This is a genomic window from Saccharopolyspora flava (genome assembly GCF_900116135.1).
GTDB lineage: Bacteria > Actinomycetota > Actinomycetes > Mycobacteriales > Pseudonocardiaceae > Saccharopolyspora > Saccharopolyspora flava.
The window spans coordinates 98,548-118,371 of record NZ_FOZX01000001.1; the positions used below are offsets into that span (position 1 = coordinate 98,548).

The window sequence follows — 19,824 nt, forward strand, 5'->3', positions numbered from 1 at the left end:
ACCTCACCGCCGGGAGGACGAGGACGGGTGGTCGTCGTAGTACTCGTCGTCGTAGGAGGGTGAACGGCGGCGGCGCGGCGAACGGCCCAAGCCGAGGTCGGTCTCGCGGGTGAACCCGCTGTCGCGGTCGGCGTGCGGGTCGTAACCCCGGTAGCCCGGGACGTAATCACGGTTCTCGACGTTGGTCAGTCGAGGAACCGTGCCAGGCAGGATCGTGCGACGCCCGTCGGGTCCCTGGTGGAAGTGCCCGCTGACCGTCATCGCGCTGTGGATGTTCCGGCGGTCGACGTGACGCACCGAATCCCACTCGGTCTGGTACCGCATCCGGTCGAGCAGATCCTGCGGGAGGTTCTGCGACGCCATGTGAATCATGTTGCCCGACGACTCGATCTGATAGATCTGGCCCGACATCGGCACGTACCAACGGCCGTTGTGCCTGATCGGCTCCCCACCGTCCGGCACCACGAACTGGTGCGCCGCCGTCGCACTCGGCGTCACCGACACGTAGCCCGAGTTGCGCGCGTGCTCGCCACCGTGCACGTGCGACACCAGGTTGTAGTCACGGCCCCACGACGTCATCCCGTCGCGGAACACGACCTCAGGTGCGCGCGTGTCACCCCGGTACATCCACGACGGGCGCGGCGGGTTCTCCCGCAACTGCGGATTGTCCAGCACGACCGGCCGCGACTGCGATGACGAGCTCGACGAGGGCGCCGCCGTGTAGGTCGAGTACGACGGGGTGTGCCGACTCGACGACGAGTGGTGCGACCTCGACGAGTGATGCGACCGGGACGAGTGGTGCGAGCGCGACGACTCGTGCGAGTGCCGCGAGCGGGACGAGTACCGGCCGTCATCCGACGGCGGCAGGCCCGGCGAGACGTCGGCCCGGTCCGCGTCGCCGCCCTGCCGCGGCCGGATCTCGGCGTTGCCGAGCAGCCGGGCCACGTCCTGCACGGCCCGCACGTCCGCGTCATCGGCCTCCACCACGACCCGGCGGTCCTCGTCGAAACCGGGGTGCAGGCGGACGTGGTTGGCGAACTCGCGCGGCGACCGGTCCGCACCGTCCCACAGGCTCACCCCGTCGCCGTCCTCGCTGGGCGTGAACCGGATGATCTGCTCGTCGGGGCTCGGCCGGGCGTCGCGAGCCTGCTGGACGAGGTTCGCGACGTCGTCGCGGGGGCTCGGGTAGTGCAGTCCGTCGCGGGTCGGCACCGCGAGGGTCTGGAAGTCGTCGGTGGCGCCGCTGCGCCGCCAGGGTTCGGTGGCGGCGAACAGCTCCACGATCTGCTGCTCGGCGGCCTTGCTCAGCGGCAGCACGTCCAGCAGGTCGAGCAGGTCGTTGAGCTGGGCTTCCTCGGAGCGGTCGCCGGTCTCGTCGCCGAGCAGCCTCGGGTCGGACAGCAGGGCGTCGATGCGGTCGTGGGTCGCCGGGTCCTGGGCGGCGGCGACCATCGCCGCGCCGAGTTCGACGCGGGCCTGCCACTCCCCCTTGTCGGTGCTGCTGGGGAACATCCGGAACTCCCAGCGGTCATTCGGGCTCGCGGTGACGTGCTCGAAGTTGAGCCCCTCGTTGCGGCTGGAGTTCAGGCCGCGCACGTCCTCCGCGGTCGACACGGCGTCCGCGCGGGGTGGGACGGGCATGGGTCCGACGGCGCGGAGTTCGCGCTGCCCGCCGCCCATCGTGGAGTTCGACAAGCGGTACAGCGACTGCTCGCGGGCCTTGGCGAGTCCGGCCAGCGCGACGCCGGCCTGCGGGGTGAAGGGGGTGCCGTCGAAGCTGATGTTGACGTGGCCGCCGCCTTCGTCGACGGAGCCGCCGTACTTGTCCACGACCGAGCGGATGATGTCGGCGGCGGTCGCGAAGCGCTGCCAGGAGCGGGCGTCGCCGCCCAGCTTCTCCGACACGGCTTCGATGCCGTTCTCCAGGGTGTCCTCGTCGACCAGCCGCCAGCGGTCGGGTGCCTTCTTGACCAGACCGGACGCGAGTTCCTGGCCGTCCCGCCAGTCGCCGAGGCCCGCGTCGCGGAAGGCCGCGCCGAGTTCCTGGACGGCGACGTCGAAGTGCTCCTCGGGGACGGTGAACTCGATCTCGGTGCCGAAGCGGGCGTCGGGCCTGCTGCTGGCACCGCCGGGCACGCCCTCGGCGTGGTAGCGGACCGGGTTGCTGCCTGCGGCGACGGCGGCCCGCGCCTCGCGGTAGGTGTCGAGGATCGCGGCGAAGCGCTGATCGCGGGGCACCGAGGACGCGGACGAGGGGTCGGTGGCCCGGCTCGACACGTCACCGGTGGTGCCGTCCTGGCCGGGCGGCAGGCCCGGCCGCCGGTCGTAGTAGTACGAGCCGCTGCTCGACGCCGGGTAGTAGTACGAGGTCGTCGAGTACGAGGTGGGCACCGAGCGGCTGGACTCGTGCGACGAGCGGCTCGGCTGCCGGGGAGCAGGCGGGGCGAGCCCGAGGTCGGTGTCGCGGGTGAACCCGCTGTAGGGATCGGCGTGCGGGTCGTAACCCCGGAAACCGGGGACGTAGTGCCGGTTCTCGACGTTGGTCAGCTCGGGAGTCGTGCCCGGCAGGATCGTGCGCCGCCCGTCGGGCCCCTGGTGGAAGTAGCCGTGCACGGTCATGGCGCTGTGGATGTTCCGGCGATCGACGTGCCGGACGGCATCCCATTCGGTCTGGTACCGCATGCGGTCGAGCAGATCCTGCGGGAGGTTCTGCGACGCCATGTGAATCATGTTGCCCGACGACTCGATCTGATAGATCTGCCCCGACATCGGCACGTACCAGCGGCCGCCGTGATGGATCGGGTCGCCACCGTCGGGCACCACGAACTGGTGCGCGGCAACGGAACTCGGGGTGACCGACACATAGCCCGAGTTGCGGGCGGCGTCGCCGCCGTGCACGTGCGCCACCAGGTTGTAATCCGTGCCCCAGGACGTCATGCCATCGCGGAAGATCACCTCCGGCGGGCGCGTGTCGCCCCGGTACATCCACTGCGGACGCCGCGGATTCGTCCGCAACTGGGGGTTGTCGAGCCGCACGCGGCCCGAGGGCTGGGCCGGTGCCTGCGACGAGCTGCTCGCGTACGAGGAGGACGGCACGGCGGTGTAGGTCGAGTACGACGGGGTGTGCCTGCTCGACGACGAGTGGTGCGAGCGCGACGAGCGGTGCGATCGCGAGGACTCGTGCGAGCGGCGGTAGCGGTCGTCCGGCGAGACCCCGGGCGAGACGTCGGCCGGATCGGTCCCGCGCTGCGCCGGGCTCGTGGTGCCCGAGGACGGCGGGATGACCCCGTCGGTCGCCAGCGATCCGGGCAGGTGGGGCGAGGCCACGTCCATGATCTGCTGCATGTGCCGGTCCAGCACCCGGTACTCGGTACCGGGCTGACGCACGTCCATCAGATCGCCCGGAACGGGGCTGTCCGCGGTGTCCAGCAGCTGGCGCGGGTGCGGGTAGGCGTCCCGCACACCGAAGAAGTGCATCACCTCGTGCGTGAACTCCGACGGCGAGGCGCCCGCCGCCCACCGGTGCTGATCCATCGGGTTCGACCGGTCGTCCGGCTTGCCCGGCACCACGTCGATCACGCCGTCGGCCTGGGCCGGGTCGTCGACGAAGGTCACCTCGCCGTGCGCGCGAACGTCCGGTCCGGGCAGCACGTTCTCGGGCGTGTTGAGCAGCCGGTCGAGACCGGCCGCGGTGTGGGCGCGCACGTTCGCCAGGTCCTCGGCGGTGACCCCGGGCGCGGGCCGCAGGTGCAGCTTCGCCTCGAAGTTCCAGCGGCCCGGCTCGGGCGTGAGGGTGTAGCTCACGACTTGCCGAATGCCGCTGGCCGGGCCGCGCCGAACCGTCCCCTCACCGAGGACGAACGCGTTGTCCAGCGGCTTCCACCGCTCCGCCTCCACGGTGAACGTCGGCCGCGAGGTCTCGACGGCCGGGGTCTGGTCCGCCGGTTCCCGCCGGACGTCGGGCGCGCTCGCGTCAGACACCGTGACGTCAGGGGTGGTCGGGGTGTCGTCGCGGACCACGCGTGGCCGGGAGCCGTCGGGCTGGAAGCTGCGCCACTGGAGCTTGCCGCGGCCGTTGTCGACCAGCGCGACGACCTCCTTGCCGAGGTCGCGGGCCACGCGCGTCCCGCTGTCGGCGAACTCCACGCCGCGAGCACCGTCGGGCGGGAGCAGCACGACGCGGTGCGCGTCGGCGTCGACCTGGGCGGACACCGCTGCAGCGCTGACCGGACCTGCGGGTGCCTGAATCCTGGGGCTGTCGGCGACCGGACCGGGAACCCGCACGGATCCGGTGTCGCCCTGCCCGCGAGGCGCGGGCGTCGGGTCCGGGGGCAGTCCCGGCCGGCGGTCGTAGCGGCTCGACTCGCGCGAGGACCGGCTCGAGCGCGGCGCGAGGCCGAGGTCGGTGTCGCGGGTGAACCCGCTGCTCGGGTCGGCGTGCGGGTCGTAACCCCGGTAACCGGGGACGTAGTCGCGGTTCTCGACGTTGGTCAGTCGAGGCACCGTTCCCGGCAGGATCGTGCGGCGACCATCCGGCCCCTGGTGGAAGTGCCCGCTGACCGTCATCGCGCTGTGGATGTTCCGGCGGTCGACATGGCGCACGGAGTCCCACTCGGTCTGGTACCGCATCCGGTCCAGCAGTTCCCGCGGGAGGTTCTGCGAGGCCATGTGAATCATGTTCCCGGACGACTCGATCTGATAGATCTGGCCGGACATCGGCACGTACCAACGGCCGTTGTAGTGCACGGGTTCCCCACCGTCGGGCACCACGAACTGGTGGGCCGCGGTGGCGCTCGGTGTCACCGACACGTAGCCCGAGTTGCGCGCGTGCTCACCACCGTGCACGTGAGACACCAGGTTGTAGTCCCGGCCCCACGACGTCATGCCGTCCCGGAACACCACCTCCGGCGGACGCGTATCACCCCGGTACATCCACTGCGGACGCGACGGATTCTCCCGCAGCTGCGGGTTGTCGAGGACGACCGGACTGGTCGGGGCCTGCGACGAGGACGGGACCGCGGTGTAGGTCGAGTACGACGGCGCGTGCCGGCTCGACGACGAGTGATGCGACCGCGACGAGCGGTGCGAGCGGGACGACTCGTGGGAGCGCCGCGACGGGTACCGGCCGTCGTCCGACGGCGGCAACCCCGGCGAGACGTCGGGATCGCGCTCGGCCTGCGGGTTCTCGGCGAGACCGAGGTCGCTGTCGCGGGTGAACCCGCTGGCGGGATCGGCGTGCGGGTCGTAGCCGCGGTGCCCGGGCACGAAGTTCGCGTTGTCGACGTGGGTGATGGTCGGGGTCGTGCCGGGCAGGATGGTGCGGGTGCCGTCGGGTCCCTGGTGGAAGTAGCCCTCGACGGTCATCGCCGAGTGGATGTTCTCGGTGTCGACGTGGCGGACGGCGTCCCACTCGGTCTGGAACTTCATCCGGTCGAGCAAGGCCTGCGGCAGGTTCTGCGAGGCCATGTGGATCATGTTGCCCGACGACTCGATCTGGAAGATCTGCCCGGACATCGGCACGTACCACTTGCCGTCGCGCCGGATCGGGTCGCGGCCGTCGGGGACGACGAACTGGTGCGCGGCGATGGCGCTGGGCGTCACCGACACGTAGCCGGAGTTCTTGGCCTGGTCGCCGCCGTGCACGTGGGCGACCAGGTCGTAGTCGGTGCCCCAGGACGTCATGCCGTCGCGGAAGATCTCGGCGGGCGGCCGCGTGTCGCCCCGGTACATCCACCGCGGTCGCGGCGGGTTGGTCCGCAGCTGCGGGTTGTCGAGCGTGACCTCCGTGGCTTGGTTCCCGGCCTGCGGGGCCGGGGTTGCCGCGCTCGGCGGCAGGCCGGGCCGCCGGTCGTAGTAGTCGTCGTAGGAGCTGGAGTGCCTCGGGTAGTAGGACGAGGAGCTGCGGGGCGCCGGGTAGTCGTCCTCGTAGGACGGTGAGCGGCGATGTCGCGACGAGCCCAGGCCGAGGTCGGTCTCGCGGGTGAACCCGCTGTCGCGGTCGGCGTGCGGGTCGTAACCCCGATACCCGGGGACGTAATCCCGGTTGTCCACATTGGTCAGTCGAGGAACCGTGCCGGGCAGGATGGTCCGCCGCCCATCGGGTCCCTGGTGGAAGTGCCCGCTGACCGTCATCGCGCTGTGGATGTTCCGGCGATCGACGTGACGCACCGAATCCCACTCGGTCTGGTACCGCATCCGGTCCAGCAGATCCTGCGGGAGGTTCTGCGACGCCATGTGGATCATGTTGCCCGACGACTCGATCTGATAGATCTGCCCCGACATCGGCACGTACCAACGGCCGTCGTGCCTGATCGGCTTCCCACCGTCCGGGACGACGAACTGGTGCGCCGCCGTCGCACTCGGCGTGACCGACACGTAGCCCGAGTTGCGCGCGTGCTCGCCACCGTGCACGTGCGACACCAGGTTGTAATCCCGACCCCACGACGTCATCCCGTCGCGGAACACGACCTCAGGTGCGCGCGTGTCACCCCGGTACATCCACGACGGACGCGGCGGATTCTCCCGCAACTGCGGGTTGTCCAGCACGACCGGCCGCGACTGCGACGACGAGTGGTGCGAACGCGGCGAGCGCGAGGAGTGCGAGGACCGTGACGAGCCGGAGTCGTGGCCGTGGTGGCGGTGGGGCCGGTCGCTGGGCGGCCGGGCCGGTGAGAGGTCGGAGGTGCCGGTCTCGCGCTGCGAGTCCAGCACGGCGCCCGAGGACGACGGGATGACCCCGTCGGTGACCAGCGAACCGGGCAGGTGCGGCGAGGCCACGTCCATGATCTGCTGCATGTGCCGGTCCAGCACCCGGTACTCGGTCCCGGGCTGGCGCACGTCCATCAGATCACCCGGCACCGGGCTGTCCGCGGTGTCCAGCAACTGGCGCGGGTGCGGGTAGGCGTCCCGCACGCCGAAGAAGTGCATCACCTCATGCGTGAACTCCGACGGCGACGCACCCGCCACCCACCGGTGCTGATCCATCGGATTCAACCGGTCGTCCGGCTTGCCCGGCACCACGTCGATCACGCTGAACGCCTCGGCGGGGTCGTCGACGAACACGACCTGGGCGTGCGCCTCGACGTCGGGCCCCGGCAGCAGGTGCGCCTGCTGGTTGACCAGTTGCTCCAGCCCGGCGGCGGTGCGGGCGCGCACGTTCGCCAGGTCCTCGGCGGTGACCCCGGGCGCGGGCCGCAGGTGCAGCTTCGCCTCGAAGTTCCAGCGGCCCGGCTCGGGCGTGAGACTGTAGCGGACCTCCTGCCGGATGCCGCTGCCCGGCCCGCGCTGCACCGTCCCGTCGCCGAAGACGAACGCGTTGTCCAGCGGCTTCCAGCGCTCCGCCTCCACCTCGAACCTCGGCGGCCGCACGTCGCCGTCGGGTTCGGCGACGGTGGCGGGCTGCGGCGCGGACGGGGGCGAGTCGGGCAGCCGGTCGCGGACGGACTCGGCGATCTGGGCGCTGGCGGGGTCGGCGAAGAACTCCTCGGCCTGCCGCGACCCGAAGTCCCGGACACCGGCGGCGTGGGCGACGGCCGCGAGGATCTCGCGGGCGGTGTTCTGCCGGGTCACCCCGAGATCGCGGACGTCGATCTCGACGCTGCGCCCGACCTCCCGGGTGTCGGCGGCCGTCGCGTGCGGGGTGCCGGTGCGCTCCAGCGCCACCGGCACGAAGTGCGCGTCCGCCTTGCCGTTCCCGCTGCCCGGGGTCGTGCTGGCGGTGCCGTCGTGGCCGGTCACCCGGTAGCCGCCGGGCAGGTCCTGGCCGATCCGATCGGTCAGGGTCGGGGTGATGACGTCGCCGTCGGCGCCGACGTGGCGCTGCTGGGCGTTGCCGCCGGGCGCGGCCGGGAACCCGGCCATGTGGTTCGGCTGACCGGTGTACGGGTTGGTCTCGGGCCGCACGCCCAGCACCATCGTGTGCTCGTCGAGCCAGGGCAGCGCGACGTAGCGCTGCTTGCGCCACTGCCCGTCCTGACCGCGTTCGACGAGGTTGCCGGACCGGTCGAAACGCCGTCCGTCCGAGTCGGTCCGGGACTCGTCGGGCCGAATCCCGTTGTCCTGGGCCGGACCGTCCACGGGCGCGATACCGGGGTCGACGTCGGGCGCCGCGCGGCGCAGGTCCTCCAGCTCGAAGGTGTTCTCGGCGATCTCCCGGCCGAGCCGGTCGAGCCGCTGCACGTCGGGCTCGGTGACCTCCACCGCCGCGCGGTGGATGATCTCGACCTGGCGCGGGTCGGGGCGCGGCCCGCCGTCCAGGTGCGGTTCGGCCATCGCCTGCACGGCGTCCGCGATGTGGGTGATCCTCCCGGCCACCCGGTCGTACTGGGAGGTGAGGTCGGCGATCTGGTCCTCCAGCGCCCGGATCTCCCGCCGCACCTCGTCGGGATTCCGCGCCCCGGTCTGCACGGCCGCGTCGGGCGGGGGCGTGACGGGGTCGGTGGCGGGCGCCGGGGTCTCGAACGCGGTGTGCTCGCCGTCGCGGACGTCGAACTCCACCGGGGTTCCGGTGAACCCGCCGGCGCCTTCCCTGCGGTGCTCGGACCAGGACGGCGAGAAGTGCGGCTTGGAGCGGATCACCACGTCGTAGTGCGGGGTCGCGGTGTAGCGGTGCCACTGCTGCTGCCCGGTGCGGGAGTTGTTGCTCTGCTCCAGCGCGGAGGCCGCCGTCTCACCGCCGGTGACGCCCCGGGAGGCGGAGTTCTCGGCGTTGCTCCAGTTCTGGGCGTTGATGGTCATCACGCCCAGCCCGGTGTCGACGCCGCGCGTGTTGCCGTCGCCGGAGGACGATCCGGCCTCCTGGCCGCGCTTGGCGTCGTGCTGCTCCTCGGTCCAGGAGTGCAGGTGCTGCGGGTCGCTCAGCCGGGGCTTGACCTGCACCTCGTAGTCCACCGCGAGGAACCGGTCGTGCACCCGGAAGGTGCTGGTGTGGCCGTCGTCGCTGAGCAGCTGCCGGTCGGGGCCGATGTTGGGCACGAGAACGTCGGGCGAGAACAGCGCGTCGATCTTGCCGCGGTTCGGGGTTCCCTCCCCGAACCAGCGGTGCACCAGATCCCGGTGGCCGCGCGCCTCGACGATGGCGTCGACGACCTGCTGCGTGAGCCCCGGATCCCGGGTGCTCTTGGCCAGCTGGAACGACGGGGTCTGCCGCGCCGCGTCGGTGATGTCGCGGCCGGTGGTCGTGGGGGTGCGGCCGGTGGGCTGGTCGAGCAGGAACTCGGGCAGGCTCAGCTCGACCTCGCCCTGCGTCCGGGACAGCTGCGGCGGCAGCGTGACCTCGCGCAGCTCTGGGTGCCGGTAGGCGCTGGAGCCCGCCGCGCCCTCGGTGAACGTCGACAGCAGCAGCGGCGGGACGCGGAACTTGTGCACCGTGAAGTTGACCCGCACGGGGGCGCGCACGCCCACGTGGCCGTCGGTGTTGGAGCGCTCCTGCTGGAAGGTGTCGATCTCGTTGGCCTGCTCGGCGCTGCTGGCCTGAGCGGTGCCGACGAGCGGCATCGGGGCCATCGTGTCGCCGGCGGCGGTGGTGGGCACGATCGGCCACGCCATGATGCCCAGCGCGGTGGCCACGTCGCGGGACGAGTCCTGGCCCTGCCCGCGCACGCCCTGGGTCTCGGCGTAGCCGCCGGCGGGGGCGCCGTCGCGGTCGAGGACCTCGGCGCCGGGCTGGGATTCGGCGGTGGCGGTGAAGGTGTAGTAGTGCGAGCCGAACCAGCGGGAGCGGAACATGCTCCGCTGCCAGCCGCCGTTGAGCATCTCGCGCACGTCGGCGGGGTTGTCGAGGGCGCGCAGCGCGTTGGTGGCGTCGAACAGCGGTGCCGGGCGGCCGGAATCGGGCGTCCAGCCGGGGAACAGCTCGGGCGCGGCGTGCCAGAGCGCGCGGATCGCGTCGTCGGACAACCGCCCCGGCGCGCCCTCGGCCGGGGTGTCGCGGGTGAAGCCGTTGACGACCACCGACCGGTCCAGGCCCTTGCCGAGGTCGCGCAGCAGCGGCAGGTCCTCGGTGAGCCGGCCGTCGGGGTGCGAGGAAGCGGGGGTGTGCGGTTTGACGTAGAGCAGGCCGTCCGGGATGACGATCTCCACGCTGTCGCTCTGCGCCCCGGTCGGGTACGGGCTGATCGCGTCCCAGCGGTGGTTGGGCTGGCCGAACAGCTGCTGCCAGGCGTCGGCGCGAACGGTGAGCACCAGGTCGCCGGTGTAGAGGTCCATCGGGGTCCGGACCTGCGTGCTGGACTTGGTGGAGCCGCCCAGCGAGTCGTCGTTGCCGCGCCCGGCCGACATCGACACGCCCGCGTTGGCGTCGGCCATCGCGCCCCAGAAGTTGACGCCGAGCTCGCCCTCGGTGCCGCTGCTGGTGCCGTTGGAGACCGTCATGCCGGTCTTGTTGCTGGTCTCCCAGGTCGCGTTGCCCGGGACGGGCCCCAGCGGCCGCTCGTTGTGCACCCGCATCTCGAAGGCGCCGCGCTGCATCCGGTCGAAGAACCACCCGGCGTGCGAGCCGTCGTCGCGGACCTGCGGGGTGTGGAACATGCCGGGCACCCGGGTCCGCCACCACTGCGGGTCGACGTCGACGAGGTACTGGGGGTCGCTGTGCCGGGGGTCGGTGCTGCCGCCGTGCGCGATCCAGCGGCGGAACCGCTCGAACCGGCCTTCCTTGGCGCTGCGCGCGGCGTCGCGCTGCATCTCGTGGAAGGCCTCGTTGGCCTTGCCGTAGAGGTCGGCGACCGAGACCACGGCGGTGTTGCGCATGTCGACGCGGTTGCCGTCGTCGAGGCCGCGGCCCGCGGCCGGGACCGGGTCGCCCGGGCGCCACCCGGCGTCGGCGTCGAGCAGGAAGCTCGCGACCCGGTAGTCGGCCTGCCCGGGGACCTGCATCGAGGTGGCCGGGGTGGTGCGGCCAAACGGGTTGCGCGCCGAGGTGTCGGTGGCCTTGAGCTCGAAGGCGACGTCGCGGGTGACCCGGTCGGCCTTGCCCTCGTACTTGATGCGCTGCTCGGATTCGAGGCTGTCGCCGTAGCCGCTGGACTTGCCGCGGGTCCAGCTGCCGCCGATGCCGGCGATGCCGCCGACGTAGTTGTTGGCGCCGTAACCGGAGGGGCGGATCGTGGTGCGGGCCAACGCGGCCACCAGCGCGCCGACGCCGAAGCCGGTCTTGAACCCGGTCTTCCAGCCGCTGCCGCGCCTGCGGGTGGCGCTGAACTTCACGTCGTTGTCGAGGGTGCGGCGCCCGGTCACGTCGCCGAGGTCGCCGGTGAGCTCGAAGGAGAACTTGCGGCCGCCCGCGGTGACCTCGACGGTCAACGGCTTCCCGTCGCCGGTCAGGTCGTCGAACTTCGTCATCACCTTGTACGGGCCGAGCCCGCTGAGGTCGCGGTTGACCTGGTTCCAGTCGACCTGGCCCGGGTCGGCGCCGAGCTCGGTGAGCCGCTGCCGGATGTGCTGCCGGGCCTGGTCGCGCACGGCCTCGGTGCCGCGCACCCGCACCACGTTGCTGAACATGCCGTCGCCGTCGATGACGGTGCGGATGCGTTCGCGCTGCTCGGCGTCGGGCACGGCCACCGGGTTCGCGGGGGTGGCCGTGCCGCCGGGGTTGAGCGCGTCGGTGAGCGCCTGCTCGAACTCGGGCACGTCCTCGTTGCGGACCCACACGTAGGTGGCGCCGTCGGTGGGGTCGACGGTGACCGGCGCGGCCTCGGCCTTGCCGCCGGGCCGCGCGGTGATCTGGGCGGCCAGCGACAGGTCGATCCGGTAGCGCTGGGCGCCGTCGCCTTCCAGCGACTTGTCCTTGTTGGTGCCGGAATCGCGGCCGGTCTGGGATTCCTGGCGGCTGGAGTTCAGCGACAGCACGCCGATCGGGCCGATCTGCAGCGGGCTGCCGTGCCCGTCGATCTTCGCCTCGCCGGAGGTGAACAGGCCGCGGATGCGGAGGCCGCCGACGGCGCGCGAACCGATGCCGGTGGTCCGGCCGGTGTCCTTGGTGTTGCGCAGGATCTCGCCGGTGCGGATGGGCTGCGGATCGCCGATCCGCTCGAACCCGCGCACCTGCGGTTCGACCTTCACCGACACCTGCGGGTGCTTCGACCAGTTCTTGCCGGGCATCCGCGACCACTTGGGGTAGGTGGTGCGCTGGCTGATGTCGATGCCGTTGACCAGGCCTTCGGAGGTCTCCTCGACGAACTGCGCGGAGTCGACCTTGTCGGCGATCCCGCCGCTGAGGGTGGCGTCGTTCTTGGCCCAGTCCGGCAGGTTGTCCATGACGGAGCGGTTGAGCTGCCCGATTCCCGCGTAGCCGTCGAGGTTGGCGATGAGCTGCTGGATCCCGGCGGGCACCGGCACGGCGGGGCGCGGCGTCGGCGCGGCCTGGTTCTGGGTTCCCGGGTTCTGAGTTCCCTGCACCGCGGGGGTCGTGGTGGCCGGTGCCGTGTCGGGGGTGGGGGCCGGGCGGGGTGCTTCCAGCACCGTTTCCGGGTAGGCCAGCCGGACCGTCGGGTCGAAGCGGGAGCTGCCGCTCCGGCCGTCGGACTCCCACTGGACCTCGAAGTTGACGTCGAAGGCCTTGTGGTGGCCGCCGAGCTTGGCGGTGCGCTCGCGCGTGTTGCCGGTCTTGTCCGAGACCGAGCCGGTGCGGCTCTCGCCCCAGCCGAGGAACGGCATGACCCGCAGGTTCAGCGAGGTCGCGGCCACCTCGATCGCCGAGTCCACCCAGCCGACCACGACGTTCTGCCGGAGCTTGCGGGACACGGCGTGGCTGGAGATGGAGCGGCTCGCGCCCTCGTGCTTGCTGCTCTGCGACGGGCTGTCGCGCACGGCCGAGTCGGGCGTGGCGGCGGGTGCCACGGTGTCGGGGTCCATCCGCACGAACACGCTGTGCGTGCCGGACGTGGTGGGAACGTGGAAGCTGCGGCCGCTGGAGAGGATCTGCAGCAGCCCGAGCTCGCCCCGGGTGTTCACCAGCTGCTGGAACTGCCCCTGCAGCCCGGCGCGCACCGCCGGATCCACGTCGATCTTGGCGGCGACGTTGGCGGCCAGCGGCGCGGCGCTCTCCGGCGACCACACCCCGTCGCTGGGCAGCAGCCGCGAGTTGTGGGTGATGACGCCGTCGCGGGTGAGCTCGGCCGGTCGCGGCGTCTCGTCGACGCGCGCGGTCATGTCGGCGGCGAAGGAGTCCGCGGCACGCGCGGTCTCCGGCAGCACCGGAGCCGGGGTGACCTGCGACGGGTCGGTGAGCGTCAGGTCCAGCGGCGTGTCCTGGTCCAGCGGCGCGAACAGGTCGTCGGTCGTCGTGCCGTCGGTGGAGGCAGCGTCGGTCGTGGTGGCGTCGGTCGCCGTGTCCGCGGTGTCCCGACCGGTCTCAGCGGTGTCCTGCTGAGTCGAGTCCTGCTGAGTCTGCGTGGACTGCTGAGTCTGCGTGGACTGCTGCCCGCTGTCCTGGGTCTGCCCGGTCTCCTGGGTTTGCCCGATCTCCTGGGTTTGACCCGTTTCCTGGGCCGGGGCGGTGTCGACGACGTTGCCGCCGGCGTCGACGGTGACCGTCGCGGTCGACGTCTCGGGCGCGGGCGTGCCCGGAACCTGGGGCACGGAGGTCTGCGAGGTCGCCGCCACCTCGGTCACCGACGGCGAGGACGTACCGGTCGAGTTGCTGGTGCCGCCGCGCGTGTTCGGGGAGGACTGGGACTGGGATTGCGTCTGGGTCTGGGACGACGACTGCGCTTGCGGCGCGGTCGAGTTCGTCGTCGCGGGGTTCGACGACGTCGATCCGGAACCCGAAACCTGCGTCTGACCGGTCTGGCCGAGACCGGTCACCGGCTGCTGCCCGGACGTCCCGTCACCGCCGGTCACACCATCGCTGCCGGTCACGCCATCGGTGCCGGTCACGCCGTCGGTGCGAGTCACACCATCGGTGCTGGTCGTCTCGCTCGCAGCGCGCCCCTGGTCGCCCTGCGCCTGCACATCGGTCGAAGTCTGCGAGGTGGCCGTCGTGGTGGCACTCGACGAGTTCTGCTGATTCTGGCCGAAATCAGTCTGCGACTGCGTGATATCCGTTCGGGTGCCGTCTGTTTGGGAACTCGGATCGACCTGCACGGCGGAATCGGTGCCGCCCTGCGCGGGATCGGCGACCTGGGAACCGTTGGACTGCACCGGATCGGCCTGAACCGACCCGACCGGCGACAAGGACGGCTGCGTCCCGGCCTCGGTCGTCCCCCCGTCGGTGCCGACCACCTCGGGCGCGGCCTGCTGACCACCGACCTGCGTCGGCGGCACCACAGTCAAGTCCGATGTGGACGGAACGTTCCCCTGAACGTTCGACGACTCGCCGGACGGAGGAAGCCCGGGCGAGACGTCCGGGTTCGAGGGGGCGGAACCCGGCGAAACAGCGCTGTTCGCCCCAGATTCCTGCCCGGACGGGACCTGCGAACCGGCAGCCGGGCCCTGGTCGCCGATGCTGACGGTCTCCGGCGACTCGACGACCGAACCCGTCTCGGATCCGGGCTGCGAGGGGACCTGGGTCTGCGACTCGGCGAGCGACCCCGCGGTGGACTGCGCATCGGCATCGGACTCGAACGGGTTGCTCGCGGCATCGGACCCGACCGAAGCCGCGTCGCCACCCCGGCCCCCGCCCTGACCCGGGACCTGCGTCTGCGACTGCCCCAGCGACGACGGGCCGCCGCCCGGCACTCCACCACCGACCACGCTGTCGCCGGAAACGCTGTCGCCGGAAACGCTCTGCGCGTCGCTGTCGATGCTGGAGGTGTCCAGGTCGCCGTCGCCGTCCAGCAACGGCGAGGTGTCGGAGTCGCCGCCCTCGTTCTCGCGCTGCGCGGCGAGGAACGGGTTCTCCCCGCTGCCGGGCGTGAGGTTGCCGTGGAAGCCGGCGCCGATGACGCTGCCCAGGTTCTCCGACAGCCCGGCGGACATGCCCGCGGTGAACGAGTACGGGTTGGCCTGGAAGCCCTGCCCGGTCATGGCGCCGTAGAGGCCCTCGGTGAAGAACTCGTGCAGTCCCTCCTCGATGGCGTCGGCGAGGCCGCGACCGAACTTCTCGGCCCACATGCCCTTGAGGCTCATGCCCGCGTAGTTGCCGGGCGCCTCGGCACCGAGGTCGCGGGCGATGTGGGTGTTCATGTGGTCGGAGACCTGGGTGGCGAACTTCGCCAGCGACGGCGCCTTCGGGAAGTCCTCGGCGAAGTTCTTCGACGCGGCTTCGGCGGCGGCCTTGAGGATGTCGTTGTCGATCTTGTCGCCGATGCCCTTGACCAGGCCCTTGGCGAGCATGTTGCCCATCGCGCCGCCGAGCGCAGAGAACGGCAGGGCCAGCGCCCCGCCCAGGGCGCCGACGGCGGCGGCCTGCTTGGTGGCGTCCTCGTCCCAGTCGTCGCGGCTGCCCTTGGCCATCTGGATGCCCTGGGCGGCGGCGTCGATGGCGACCTGGAAGGCGATGCCGAACACCTGCGCCTGGATGACGCGCATGAGCAGCCGGCCCCAGATGTTCTTGAGCAGGAACCGGACGATGGCGTAGCGGCCGGCGAGCCAGGTCATGCTGGCGCCGAAGGTGGGCCCGGCCATCGCGATGGCCCAAGCGATCTCGGCGAGCAGTTCCACCAGCGAGAGCAGGCTGACGAGCTTGACGTACTCGGTCTGCACCGAGAGCTGCTTGAGGAACGCGGAGATCTGCTCGTACCCGGCGGCGGCCGTCTCGATGTAGCCGTTGCTCTCCACGTAGGGAGCCATCCGGTCGGCGAAGCGCATCGCGGCCTTGCCGTAGAACTCGGAGCGGATGAGCTTGATCGCCTCGGCGAGCTCCGGGGTCAGGTCGTTGCGCAGCCGGTTGGCGGTGTTGCGCCACGACTCCGACAGCCTGCGAAGTTGATCTTCATTGATCTGCGGCCACTTCTCGCCGGTCAAGACCATGAAGAGGTTGCCGACCTCTTCCGGAACCATGATCGCCATAGTTCGCCCTCACGCCCCCTCGTCCGCACGTGAACGGGCGCGGCGCAACCCCTTTCGCGCCGCGCGCCCGCGCTCACGCCTTCCTGCCGCCCCGCGTCACCTCGCTGTTCGCGGTCGAGTTCATGTCGTCGAAGGTCTTGCCGACGTCGACGACCTTCTCGCCGTCGGTGCCGATGCTCAGCCCGAGCATCCGCAGGAACTCCAGCCCGTCCTTCTCGCCGGGCTCGTACTTGGAGCGCAGCGTCTTGGCGATGTCGTCGTCGCCCTCGATGGCGAAGGCGTTGCAGTCGTGCGCCAGGTCGGCGTAGATGGAGTTGGCGGTCTCGGCGATGCGGGTGAGGTCGACGCCTCCCTTCTTGAGCGCCTCGATGTCGGCCGCGACCAGGTCGTTTTCCTCACTTGCCACGATCGGTTCCCTCCCCCTCGTCGGCGGTGCCGGACATGCTGTCGGCTTCCCGGACCGCCTCGTCGAACATCTTGTCCAGGTCGAAGTCGCCGTTGACCATGTCGGTGAGCGCCGAGCCGAAGCCCGCGGGCGCCATCGCGCTGTAGACGGCGAGGGACTTCTGATTCGCCTCGTCCTGGGCCTGCTGCACCAGCTCGACGATCTTGTTGGCCAGTTCGGCGGGCGCCATCGTGCGGTAGCGCGTTCCGGAGAACTTCAGACCCGTGAGCCGTTGCCGGTGGTCCACGGTCGCGGTGAGGGAGCGGTCCTTGCTGGAGACCGTCGTGGTCTCCTTCTCGGCCCGCTCTTGCGCCTCGCGGATGCGCTCCTGCTGCTTGCGGAGGTCCGCCAGCGCGTTTTCCATCTGGTTGAACAGAGGAGAGGACATCGCCACTCCCTCCTTCCCGATGCCTGTCCGATCGGCCCCAATGCCTGTCCGATCGGCGCCGTCAGCCCTGCGCCGTTGCCTGCGTCTGCTCCTGCTGTTCCGCCGGGGCCTGCTGGGGCTGGCGCGGCGGGCGGACCGGGCCTGCGGCGATCTGCTCGTCGACGTCGAAGTCGGCCTCGTCGGGGAGCCCGATGACGCCGAACCCCGCGTCGGCGTTGGTGCCCCAGACGTCCTCGTCCTCGGACAACCAGGTCTGCCGCTCGCGCTCGTTCTTGTCGCCCTGCTGGCCGCCCATGCCGCCCATCATCGGCGGCATGAACGGCATTCCGCCCATGCCCTGGTGCGTCGAGGGCCCGTTGAGCTGGCTCATGCCGGGCGGCAGCGGGGAGGCCTGCGAGCCGCCCAGCCCGGATCCCGCGCCGGAGCCCATGCCGAAGCCGGTGGTGCCGCCGCCGGCGCCGCCGCGCTGCTGCTCGGCACCGGTGCCGGAGCCGCCGAGGCCGTCGGCGGAGCCGTCCGGGGAGCCGAAACCGTCGGAGACGCTGTCGAACCCGTAGCCGTCGGCCGGGTCGGTCACGCCGTCGAAGCCGCCCGACCCGAGACCGCCGGAGCCGAGACCGCCTGCGCCGTCGCCGAATCCACCGGCACCGCCGTTGGCGACGTCCCCGATCCCGGCACCGGAGCCCAGACCGTCACCCGAGCCGAGCCCGCCCGGGTCGAAGCCGCCGAGTCCACCGTTGGCCGGGTCGCCGAGCCCGGCACCGGCTCCGAGGCCGCCCGGGTCGAAACCGCCTTGGCCGCCGGGCAGATCACCGAAACCACCCGCGCCACCGTTGGCCGGATCACCCAGGCCCGCACCGGCTCCGAGACCGTCGCTGCCACCCGTGCCGAAACCACCGGCGCCACCGTTGGCCGGGTCGCCCAGCCCCGCACCGAGGCCGCCGTCGGCACCACCGGGCAGATCACCGAAGCCGCCGGCGCCGCCGTTGGCCGGATCACCCAGGCCCGCACCGGTTCCGAGACCGTCGTTGCCGCCGGTGCCGAAGCCACCGACGCCGCCGTTGGCGGGGTCGCCGATGCCCTGCCCGGTGCCGAGTCCGGAGTCCGCGCCGCCCGGCAGACCGGTGTCGCCGAATCCGCCCGCACCACCGTTGGCGAGGTCGCCGATGCCTTCCCCGGCACCGGGGATCGGGTTGCCGTTGGAGTCCAGGGGCAGGCCGGCCATGCCGCCGGGGCGGTCCTGGTCCTGCTGGCCGGGGAGGTCGCCGAAGCCACTCGCACCGCCGTTGGCCGGGTCGAAGGAGCTCTGGGTCAGGCCGCTGTCGACCAGGCCCGGCTGCTGGCCCCCGCCGAGTCCACCGGCTCCGCCGTTGGCCGGGTCGTTCTGCCCGAAGTCCCCGAAGCCGCCCGCGCCTCCGTTGGCGGGAGTGCCGCTGCCGTTGGAGCCGGGCCTGCTGCCCGCGCCGCCGGTGGCGCCGCCGAGTCCGAGACCACCGGGGCCGACCAGCGGCGGAGTCGCACCACCGTTGGCACCGCCGTCGCCCAGACCGGAATCGCCACCGAGTCCACCGCCGAGGCCTCCCCCGGCACCGCCGAGCCCGTCGGCGCCACCGAGGTCTCCCCCGCCGAGGCCGCTGACCCCGCCGTTGGCGGGATCGCCGCCCAGGCCGTCGGCACCGCCGAGACCGCCACCGGCTCCCCCGAGCCCGTCGCCGCCACCGAGTCCGCCGACACCGCCGTTGGCGGCATCACCGCCACCGAGACCGTCGCCGCCGCCCAGGCCGCCGATGCCACCGTTCGCGGGATCACCGCCGCCGGGCCCGCCGAGCCCGTCGCCGCCGGGCGGCGGCACGTTCGCTCCCCCGCCGGGCGGCGGGACGTTGGCGCCCCCGCCGGGTGGCGGCACGTTGGTGTTCCCGCCCGGAGGGGGCGGGATCTCGGTGTTGCCGTCCGGGGGCGGCGGGATGTTCGTGTCACCACCGGGAGGCGGTGTCGTCGGCGGCGTGTTCGGGGCGCTGGTCTCGGGCTCGGTGAGCTCCTTGATCGCCGACTGGGTGTACTTGAGCTCCTCCTCGAGGGGCTTGAGCGCCGCCGCGGCCGCGGTGTCGAGCGTCTTGAGCTCGGTGAGCGCGGCGTTGCTGATCTCCGTGTTCATCTTGTCCCACGGACCGGCGGTGACGAGGTTGCCTTCCTTGAAGCTGGCCAGCGAGGTGTTGATGTACTCCTGGGCTTCGGAGGTACTCTTGCCGTCGAGCTGGTAGTTCGGCGCGCCCTGGACCAGGCCGACCCCGTTGGTGAGGAAGTCGTAGAGCTGGTTCTCGTAGCCCACGCGCTTGTTGTTGGGCGCGTAGAGGGCGCGGCTGCGGAAGTCGTAGAACGCCTCGGCCAGGCTCTTGATCGCGGCTTCGAGCTTGTCGCCGAGGTTCTTCAGCGCGACGGAGACGGCCACGCCGCGATCGAGGGTCAGCTGTTCGTGCAGGCCTTCCAGCTTGTCGGCGTTCTGGTCCATGCGCCCCTGGATGACCGAGGCGGCTTTGCCGCTGAACCCGGATTCCTCGGAGTCCAGCGACTTGGCCCAGGAGCGGAAGTCCTGGCCGGTGCCTTCCAGCCACTTCTCGTACTTGCCGACGAGGTCCTGGGCCTGGCGCAGGGTGGGCAGGTCCAGGGTGCCGCTCTTGCCGGAGGACATCTCCTCGACGATGGTTCCGGCGTCGTTGATCGCCTGGGTCCAGGCGTCGGCGGCGGCGGTGTTGCGGTTGACCCGGTAGTAGACCCGGTCGAACGCGGTGTAGGTGAGGTCTTCGGTGGGCGCGACCCGGTTGGTCAGGTCTTCCTTGAGCTTGTCGCCGGTGAAGTCGGCGTCCTTGCCGCCGGCTCCACCGTCGCCACCGCCTGCGACCTCGAACCACTTGATGCCCTCGGCCTTGGACTTCAGGTCCGGCCCTTTTCCGGTCAACGCGTTGAGCGCCTGGAAGAACGTCCAGTCGCTGCTCGGGCCTGACAGGTCCGCGTTCTCGGGCATGGGCTTTCTCCTGGTCCTGGGCTG

At 71.6% G+C, this 19,824-nt stretch carries 4 protein-coding genes; all 4 read right to left on the bottom strand.

Going from position 1 to position 19,824, the window contains the following annotated elements; genetic code table 11:
* Positions 1-3: 3 nt before the first annotated feature.
* The 4 genes from BM424_RS00445 to BM424_RS00460 all read right to left on the bottom strand — a co-directional run bounded on the left by BM424_RS00445 (position 4) and on the right by BM424_RS00460 (position 19,800).
* Positions 4-15,936, bottom strand: a complete 15,933-nt coding sequence (locus tag BM424_RS00445; protein WP_139273974.1) for a WXG100-like domain-containing protein — start codon at positions 15,934-15,936, stop codon at positions 4-6.
* 82 nt (positions 15,937-16,018) lie between these two features.
* The gene (locus BM424_RS00450) at positions 16,019-16,351 is read right to left on the bottom strand and encodes a hypothetical protein (protein ID WP_093412835.1); all 333 of its coding nucleotides are present in this window, start codon (positions 16,349-16,351) and stop codon (positions 16,019-16,021) included.
* On the bottom strand, positions 16,341-16,778 hold the full coding sequence (locus BM424_RS00455; RefSeq protein ID WP_093412836.1) for a YbaB/EbfC family nucleoid-associated protein: 438 nt from the start codon (positions 16,776-16,778) through the stop codon (positions 16,341-16,343). The genes BM424_RS00450 and BM424_RS00455 overlap by 11 nt, the downstream gene beginning before the upstream one ends.
* Positions 16,779-16,839: 61 nt before the next feature.
* Positions 16,840-19,800 carry a hypothetical protein gene (locus BM424_RS00460; protein ID WP_093412838.1) on the bottom strand — a complete coding sequence of 987 codons (2,961 nt, stop codon included), beginning with the start codon at positions 19,798-19,800 and terminating at the stop codon, positions 16,840-16,842.
* Positions 19,801-19,824 lie beyond the last annotated feature (24 nt).

Excerpts from the sequence above, each read along its gene's own strand:
- BM424_RS00445 (WP_139273974.1), bottom strand. The coding sequence starts at position 15,936 with ATGGTTCCGGAAGAGGTCGGCAACCTCTTCATGGTCTTGACCGGCGAG.
- BM424_RS00455 (WP_093412836.1), bottom strand. The coding sequence starts at position 16,778 with ATGTCCTCTCCTCTGTTCAACCAGATGGAAAACGCGCTGGCGGACCTC.
- BM424_RS00460 (WP_093412838.1), bottom strand. The coding sequence starts at position 19,800 with ATGCCCGAGAACGCGGACCTGTCAGGCCCGAGCAGCGACTGGACGTTC.